The following is a 7,993-nucleotide window of genomic DNA, read 5'->3' as shown; positions in this document are numbered from 1 at the left end:
TTGGTACAAAAAACAAGGGCAACAAAGCCTGAAACGACCGACTCCTGACGACTGGCTACTGACTCCTACCCCCAGGAAAAACTTTTTCAGCAGACCCTACCTACTTAGCTTGCCGTAACAAGGGAAAATTGCTAGTTTTTGTCTATGGCAAAAAATACAGACGAGACAATCATTACCAGCTGACTTTGCCTTTGAGCTTGCTAATTTTTCCCTGACCGATTCCCGATACTCGATCCAAATCTTCTAGGGAAGTAAAGGGTTTTTGTTGCCGGGCATCGATAATTTTTTCGGCTAATTTGCCACTGATACCGGGTAAACTATCTAATTCTTCTTTGGTGGCGGTGTTTAAATTAATTAAGCGATCGCTTTTAATTGTTACAGATTGGGGGCAGTTTTTTCTATCTTGTTCGATCCGATTTTTAATAGTTTCCGGCAGTCCTAATTTAGCGGTACGGTAAAGATATTGAAATTCTCGATCGAAATGAGCGGCAACGGTGGGATTATCGATAATAACTAAAGCTTCATCGTTTTGATGGTTAGCGGCTCTTGACCAATTATGAGAACCAGTAATCACAATTTTATCATCGATTAAACCGAATTTATGGTGTAATTTATCTCCCCGGGCTAGATCGGGAACTCCTAGGGTATTAATTGGGTTTTGCCAAGGCTGATTATCTGGTTCATAACGACATTTATTACTGAGAGCAACTCCTAATAAATCTAATCCTTCGCTATAGTATCGGAAGGCAAAACTAGGATCAATTAAAGCTTTAATTTCTATCCCTTTTTGATGTCGTTGGGCGAGAATATTAGCTAAAGGCTGTTCCGTCAGGACAAACAGGGCTAAATTCACGGATTTTTTAGCTTGATTTAAAGTTTCACCGATCAGACCATTGCTAGTAATTGCCCAGGGATAAGCGGTAGAATCGGGGGAAAATTTGACCGTCAGACTACTATTACCGATAGTAATTGTTTGTGGTTTTCTCTGGGGTTTATCTAAGCCAAATTTAGGACTATCTTCCCTTCCCCACATCAGATTAAATTCTCTTTGAAAAACTCTAGCTAGTGGGGGATTAGTAATTACTAATAAGTGATTGGCATTCCCGACAGTTTTGGGATTAGAAAAGTCTCCATGAATATCACTTAAGGTATAGTTAGCTGAACTGATTAAAGTAGTGTGATTGTCAAGAACCATGAATTTATGGTGCATTAAACCGCTACCTTTTGAGCGATCTGCACTATCATCAATTAGGGGAATACCCGCTTTTTTGAGGATAGTAATTGCATCTCTTTGGGCGATTTCCTCTGGACTTAATTTACCATCTCGATTTATGTCAACTAAATCAAAAAGGTTTTGATAACGTTCCTGTTCTCGATCGCTTGATTGTTCTTGGTTTTTGGCTAAAGTATGAATAGGTTTATTGTAAATATTTTCGAGGATAACCCTAACTTTAATTCCCTGCTGCTGACGAGCAACTAAAGCTTGAGCGATGGCGGGTAAACGTAACTCTTGCACAGCTAGATCGATCGAACTTTTGGCCGAGTTGATATTATCAATAATAACCTGTTCTAAATTATCCCCCGGGCGATTAATTTGGCGATAGGGATCGGTATAATTTGAACCCTGGGCTTGATTATAATTAAAATAGACTTGAATATATTGATCTTGGGGCAAGGGTTGGGGACGATTTTGGATAACATTCAGAGAATGACAGCCACCCAAAAGAAAAACTGTTCCTAACAAAAATCCCAACTGTCCCATAGGCCGAATTTTTTTTAATCTCAATTTATCTATTGCCATTTTTGTCCACATAATTATCATTACCCTAGGATTCAGGAGGGAATTTTTACCTAAGGAGGTTCTCGGAAATCTGTATGTACTAAATTGATTATAATCAATCCTGATTCTAGATTGAAGACGATGGCTTTGTCTTTGATTGCTTAAATCGCTGACCAAAGATGTGACATCTAGTTAGGGAATTTTGTTATAATCTGGGGAACAATAGCACTGTTCTTCTAGATTTGGGTTTTACCATGACTGAACTTTTACCCCAATGCAGTAATCTGGCTGGTAATGTTAACAGTATAATTGAACTATTAAAAGGCGAATCCTCTCTCCGCAATCAACAGGATACCAGCAAGATAGAAATTGCCCTACAAAAAGCCATTTCTCCCAAATTTGAAATCGTTTTCGCCGGTGCTTTTAGTGCTGGGAAATCAATGTTAATCAATGCACTTTTAGAGCGAGAATTGCTGTATAGTGCCGAAGGACACGCAACGGGTACGGAATGTTATATTGAGTACGCAGAAGCTGATGAGGAAAGAGTGGTTTTAACCTTTCTCAGCGAAGTAGAAATTCGTACTTTAGTCGATACCGTCTGTCAAAATCTGCAATTAACCAATCCCAGTAACATTAATTCCCCCGAATACTGTAGTCAGTTAAACCAATACTGTCAAAAAATTATCGAACAGGAAGGGGGAGAAGGCAAATCCGAGCGAGCTAAACAAGCTCAGGGTTTAAAATTATTAATTGAAGGATTTACTCAAAATCGTGAGCGGATCCATACGCTGCATAATGCCACCTATTCCATGGAACAATTTCACTTTTCTAATTTAGCAGAAGCGGCAAGTTTTGCCCGTCGTGGTAGCAATAGCGCCGTCTTAAAACGTCTAGAATATTACTGTCATCATCCTCTCCTTAAAGATGGTAACGTTTTGGTAGATTTGCCCGGTATTGATGCCCCAGTCCAAAAAGATGCCGCCTTAGCCTATCGTAAAATAGAGCATCCTGATACTTCGGCAGTGGTTTGTGTTTTAAAGGCTGCTTCTGCGGGAGAATTAGCCACAGAAGAAACGGAATTACTCGAAAAAATTCGCTCTAATGCTGGTATTCGTGATCGAGTTTTTTATGTTTTTAACCGCATCGATGAAACCTGGTACTCAGCCCAACTAAAACAGCGTTTAGAAAACCTAATTCAAACGCAATTTCGTGATACTTCCCGCATTTACAAAACCAGCGGACTTTTAGGGTTTTATGGGTATCAGGTGAAAAATCAAACCAATATTAATCAGCGTTATGGTTTAGATTCTATCTTTACCGAAAGTGTTAAAAATTTAGGAGGAGAAGAAGAAACACCGCAATTTGTCAGCGAGTTTAATAACTATTGTGCCAACTCCGGTAAATTACTGGCAACTCCCTTTAAAGTTTCCATCCACGGTTATGAAACTCCTAATAAAAATTACTTCCGAGTTTTAAGCGAGTGGGGAACTCCTTTACTAGAGCAGTTAATTGCTGATAGCGGTATCGAAGAATTTCGCACGGCAATTACTCGTTATCTCACGGAGGAAAAGCGTCCGCAATTGTTTGCTAATTTAGCCGATGATTTACAATCTCTCTGCATTACTCTCAAAAATTATTATCAAGGGATTTATAGTGATTTAGAAAGTCAACCACGAGAAATTGAGGCGATGAAAGCTCTGGAGTTAAATCACCTCAATCAAGAGTTAAAGGAAGTGGGAGAGAAATTAACTAAACATATCGATGGTTATGTCAATGCTGTCGTGGTTAATAGCGATGAAAACTTTGAGGAAGACTTTAAGAAACTGAAAGCGAGAATGGTATCAAGATTGGATGAGTTATTAAATACTTTTTCTGTTAAAAATGCTTACTCGCAAGCGACTTTAACTCATCCTCGCAATGCTACAGCACCTTTATTAGCAGTATTAGTGGAAGCTTTTTATTATCTGTCTAACCAGCTAGAAGATGTGTTAATTGAGGAGTCAACCAGTTTAATTAGTCGCTTTTGTCAGCGTCTTTTAGATGCGGTAAGGCAAGGTGATTATTATCGGCAAGTATATCGTTTATTGGGTAACAATGGTGGCATAGAAAATCAGCTAAAACAGCTAGAATTGCAGTTAATTCATGCCTTGATTTCCGAAGCAAAAACTGAGTGCGATCGCTATGTACGAGAAAATCATAATTTTTACAACGAAGGCACTTTTTCGATCTTTCAATTTCGGCAAACTGTGCAACAAACTGCCCAAGGTTATGACTGTGAAAGTATTCTTGCTGCCGAACCTGCTATCCGTCAATTACTTAAGTTAGATTTTGAGCCAAAAGTATCAGCGACAATTCATAAAAATTTCCGCCAAACTGTTAATAATACTCTGAAAAATCAGTTGATACCAATGGCAAAAAAACAAGCGGATACTATTCTACAACAGTTCAATCAAGCTCGTTCTTATCTAGAACAAACTTTAGAACAGGAAGCGGCGGAAAAAATTGCGAATAATGCCCGCAAACAGGAAGAAATTCACCAAAAAATTGAGGATTATAACCAAGCGATCAACTCTCTCAATACTTGTTTAACTGCTATGGGTTTACAGAAAAATAATTTACCTGTAATTGGTGAACAAGAATTAGAGATTGTCCCTGAAGTTGTTAATCACTCCAGTAATTAATATGGGGAGTGGGAAGGTGGGAAGTGGAGGGAAAACCATCCATCTATCAAAAACCGATTTGCTGTCAAAGCAAAAAATTAATTAAAATTAAAACTCATCGGGGGATAAGCGATCGAAGTCTTGTTATTCTTAAACTGGTAGGTTGCGAGATTTTTTTAGGCTCGCAGCTTAACCCGATCAACCGATAACCGATAGAGGGGTGCAGAATGGGAGAATGGTTAGATTTTACCGATGAAGTGGTCACTGTTAATGGCAAAGGTGAGGAAATTAAACGGGAAAAAGTCACTAATCGAGGTTATAAATATTTTTTAAGCAAAAAAACCTTTTTAGAAATGATTTCTATCCCTAGCGGTCAATACCTCATCGGTGCGCCCAAAAGCGAGTTAGGCTGGAAATTGAGTCAAAGTCCCCAATCTCCGGTTAATATTCAGGCCTTTTGTCTGAGTCGCTACCCAATTACCCAACGACAATGGCGCGAGGTGGCAAAATTAGAACCAGTAAATATTGAACTTAATCCCTATCCGGCCCATTTTGAAGGTTATGATCGCCCAGTAGAACAAATTAACTGGTGGGAAGCGGTGGAATTTTGCGATCGCCTATCCCGTCTCACCGGACTCAATTATCGTTTACCCGCAGAAAAAGAATGGGAATACGCTTGTCGGGGGGGTACATCAACCCCCTTCCACTTTGGCCTGACAATTTCCACTGATTTAGCCAACTATTCCGGGGTGGACTGGGATTATGGCGGCAAAGTGTGCAGTTATGGTCGTTATGGGGAAGGTTCCCTAGGATGCGATCGCAGGGAAACCACACCGGTAGGAATGTTTGCCGTCGCTAACCCTTTCGGACTCTACGACCTGCACGGAAATGTCAGGGAATGGTGTGCAGATTACTGGCGCGATAACTACGAAGCAGCCACAATAGAAGATAGGGACAGACGAGTTTTACGGGGGGGTTCCTGGAATGATGGCCCTAACAAATGTCGCTCGGCCTACCGGGTCAAATTTCTGGCTACTGCCGGACTCTATGATATCGGTTTTCGTGTGGTTAGCGATAATTCTCCTTAAATCTGAAAACCGATCACTGATTACCGGTGACAGGGAGGTGAAAAAATTGAAAATAGAACTACCCCAGCAAATAATCAGCGAATTTTGTCAGAAATGGCAGATATCTGAAATGTGTTTATTCGGATCGGTTTTGCGGGAAGATTTTCGTCCAGATAGCGATATTGATATACTGGTCAGTTTTCAAGATAGTGTTTCTTGGGGACTTCTGGAGTTTTCGAGGATGAAACGGGAATTAGAGAATTTATTGGGACGGAAAGTTGATTTGCTAACGAAAAAATCGATCGAGCAGAGTCATAATTGGATTCGTCAACGAGAGATTTTAGGGACAGCGCAAGTGATTTATGTGGCGGGATAAGGCTTTTTTACTAGATATTGTCCGAGCAGGTCAATTAGCTCAATAATTTGCCGATCAACCGGCAAAATTTGCAGGTGTTTGTCAGAAAAATTTTTAAAATGTACCGCTCCTCGATCGAGAGTTAGAATTGATTTTAGAGACAATAAAGGTGATTTAACCAAATGATTGCTAACTTTGACCATAACTATCTTTCCCCAGAAGATTATTTAGCAACGGAGAGAATAGCCAAGTATAAACACGAATACATTCGCGGTCAAACCTACGCCATGGCTGGTGCAAGTAAAGCCCATGGTATGATTATTATCAACTTAGCCACACTTTTAAAAAACCGGCTGCGGGGTAGTGGTTGTCTTGTCTATGCCACAGATATGAAAGTTCGTCTAGAAATAGCTAATAGTTATTTTTATCCCGATCTTGTGGTCACTTGCGACTCGCGAGATAATCGGTCTTTCTCGGAAGATTTTATCCGTTATCCGCGCTTGATTGTAGAAGTATTATCCCCCACTACGGCTGCCTTTGACCGGGGTGATAAATTTGCCGACTATCGTTCCCTTGAAACTTTAGAAGAATACGTTCTTATCAGTCAAGAACGCATCAGTGTGGATTGTTTTCGTCGCAATGATGAAGGATTCTGGGTTCTTTATCCCTACAGCAAAGGAGCAGATATTTATCTAGCTAGTATCGATTTTCACTGCGCGATCGCATCTTTATACGAAGATATAACAGAAATCCGTTAAAAAATCAGATCAGTTTTTTTCTGTTTACTATTTACTTTTTACCTGATTAATGCTTGTCATCCTCTCCGCTATTGTTCCAGTGGGTTTTATCATCCTCATCGGTGTGATAGCAGGAAAAATTCTCACTGTTGAAGTGCATTCCCTTTCCCAAATCACGGTGTATATTCTTGCTCCCGCTTTGGTGATTGATGGACTCTATCGCACCACTTTATCCGGCAGCAATATCGGTTTAATTCTCCTAGGCTTTGCCCTTATTTCACTGGTAATAGTGATTGTCGTCGAAATTATCGCCTATTGTCTCAGTCTCGATGCTGATACCCGCAAAAGCCTCATGGCTGCCGCCGTGATGCCCAATAACGGTAATATGGGTTTACCTGTGGCTAGTTTCGCCCTGGGTGCGGCTGGACTGGAAAGAGCGATAATCTATATGATTGGCTCTAGTATTCTTTTATTTGGTATTAGTCCCGCTTATTTGCGAGGAAAAAGCTTTCTTTCAGGATTTCGCTTAGTTTTTCAATTGCCCTTAATCTGGTCAATTTTTATCGGCATTAGCTTTCAAACTTTCTCTTTTCATCTTCCCCTGCAATTAGATAAAAGTGTTAGCTATCTAGGACAAGCGGCAATTCCTTTGGCTTTAATTATCCTAGGTATCCAATTATCTCAGCAAAAATTAGCGATCGGTAAATTAGAATTATTAGGAGCCGGTTTGCGTCTTTTAGTCGCTCCTCTTTTGGCATTTGCGATCGGCAATAGTTTAGGATTAACCGGTATGGATCTAAAAATTCTCATCCTACAAAGTGCCATGCCCACCGCCGTTAATACCGTCATTTTAGTCACAGAATTCGGTGGTTCAGCCGCTTTAATGGCCCGCACAGTTGTGGTCACTACCCTTGCTAGTTTTCTGACTATTCCTTTCTTTCTTTGGTTATTAAAAGTCTATTTATAATTAGGGTTTGCTGACAAAGTTTGTTGGTGGAGTCAGGATTCAGGATTCAGGAGTCAGGAGTCAGGAGATAGGAGTCAGGAGTCAGGAGATAGGAGTCAGGAGTCAGGAGATAGGAGTCAGGAGATAGGAGTCAGGAGATAGGAGATAGGAGTCAGGAGTCAGGAGATAGGAGATAGGAGTCAGGAGATAGGAGTCAGGAGATAGGAGTCAGGATTCTCCGAGTCAGGAGATAGGAGTCAGGATTCAGGATTCAGGATTCAGGATTCAGGATTCAGGAGATAGGAGATAGGAGATAGGAGATTATTTTATTTATTCTCCCCACACCCCACACCCCACACCCCCCTGTCCCCCCCCCCCCCACCCCCCCCCCCCCCCCCCCCGGGCCCCCCACCCCCCCAACCCCCAGCGCCCCGTACCCCACGACCCA

6 protein-coding genes are annotated in these 7,993 nt (G+C 41.0%); 5 read left to right on the top strand and 1 reads right to left on the bottom strand.

All coding sequences use genetic code 11. The annotated features are described in order from the left end of the window. Positions 1 to 172: 172 nt before the first annotated feature. Complete coding sequence (locus O9332_RS20010) at positions 173 to 1,813, bottom strand: DUF655 domain-containing protein (protein WP_288027083.1); 1,641 nt, start codon at positions 1,811 to 1,813, stop codon at positions 173 to 175. Between the two features lie 221 nt (positions 1,814 to 2,034). Here O9332_RS20010 and O9332_RS20005 point away from each other — a divergent pair, with 221 nt between their 5' ends. The 5 genes from O9332_RS20005 to O9332_RS19985 all read left to right on the top strand — a co-directional run bounded on the left by O9332_RS20005 (position 2,035) and on the right by O9332_RS19985 (position 7,566). Continuing rightward, positions 2,035 to 4,461 carry a dynamin family protein gene (locus tag O9332_RS20005; protein ID WP_288027081.1) on the top strand — a complete coding sequence of 809 codons (2,427 nt, stop codon included), beginning with the start codon at positions 2,035 to 2,037 and terminating at the stop codon, positions 4,459 to 4,461. A 206-nt stretch (positions 4,462 to 4,667) separates the two neighbouring features. After that, entirely contained in the window at positions 4,668 to 5,528 is an 861-nt protein-coding gene (locus tag O9332_RS20000) for a formylglycine-generating enzyme family protein (protein ID WP_002761399.1), read from the top strand. After that, positions 5,488 to 5,883, top strand: a complete 396-nt coding sequence (locus O9332_RS19995) for a nucleotidyltransferase family protein (protein WP_002761398.1) — start codon at positions 5,488 to 5,490, stop codon at positions 5,881 to 5,883. Before O9332_RS20000 ends, O9332_RS19995 begins: the two co-directional genes overlap by 41 nt. A gap of 161 nt (positions 5,884 to 6,044) precedes the next feature. Beyond that, entirely contained in the window at positions 6,045 to 6,620 is a 576-nt protein-coding gene (locus O9332_RS19990; protein ID WP_288027078.1) for a Uma2 family endonuclease, read from the top strand. A gap of 49 nt (positions 6,621 to 6,669) precedes the next feature. Beyond that, positions 6,670 to 7,566, top strand: coding sequence for an AEC family transporter (locus O9332_RS19985; RefSeq protein ID WP_288027076.1), 897 nt, complete (start codon positions 6,670 to 6,672; stop codon positions 7,564 to 7,566). Positions 7,567 to 7,993 lie beyond the last annotated feature (427 nt).

Source organism: Microcystis sp. LE19-10.1B (assembly GCF_027530565.1).
GTDB classification, from domain to species: Bacteria; Cyanobacteriota; Cyanobacteriia; order Cyanobacteriales; family Microcystaceae; genus Microcystis; species Microcystis aeruginosa.
The sequence above is the reverse complement of the archived record's forward strand: the minus strand, read 5'-3'. Positions and strand labels throughout refer to the sequence as shown.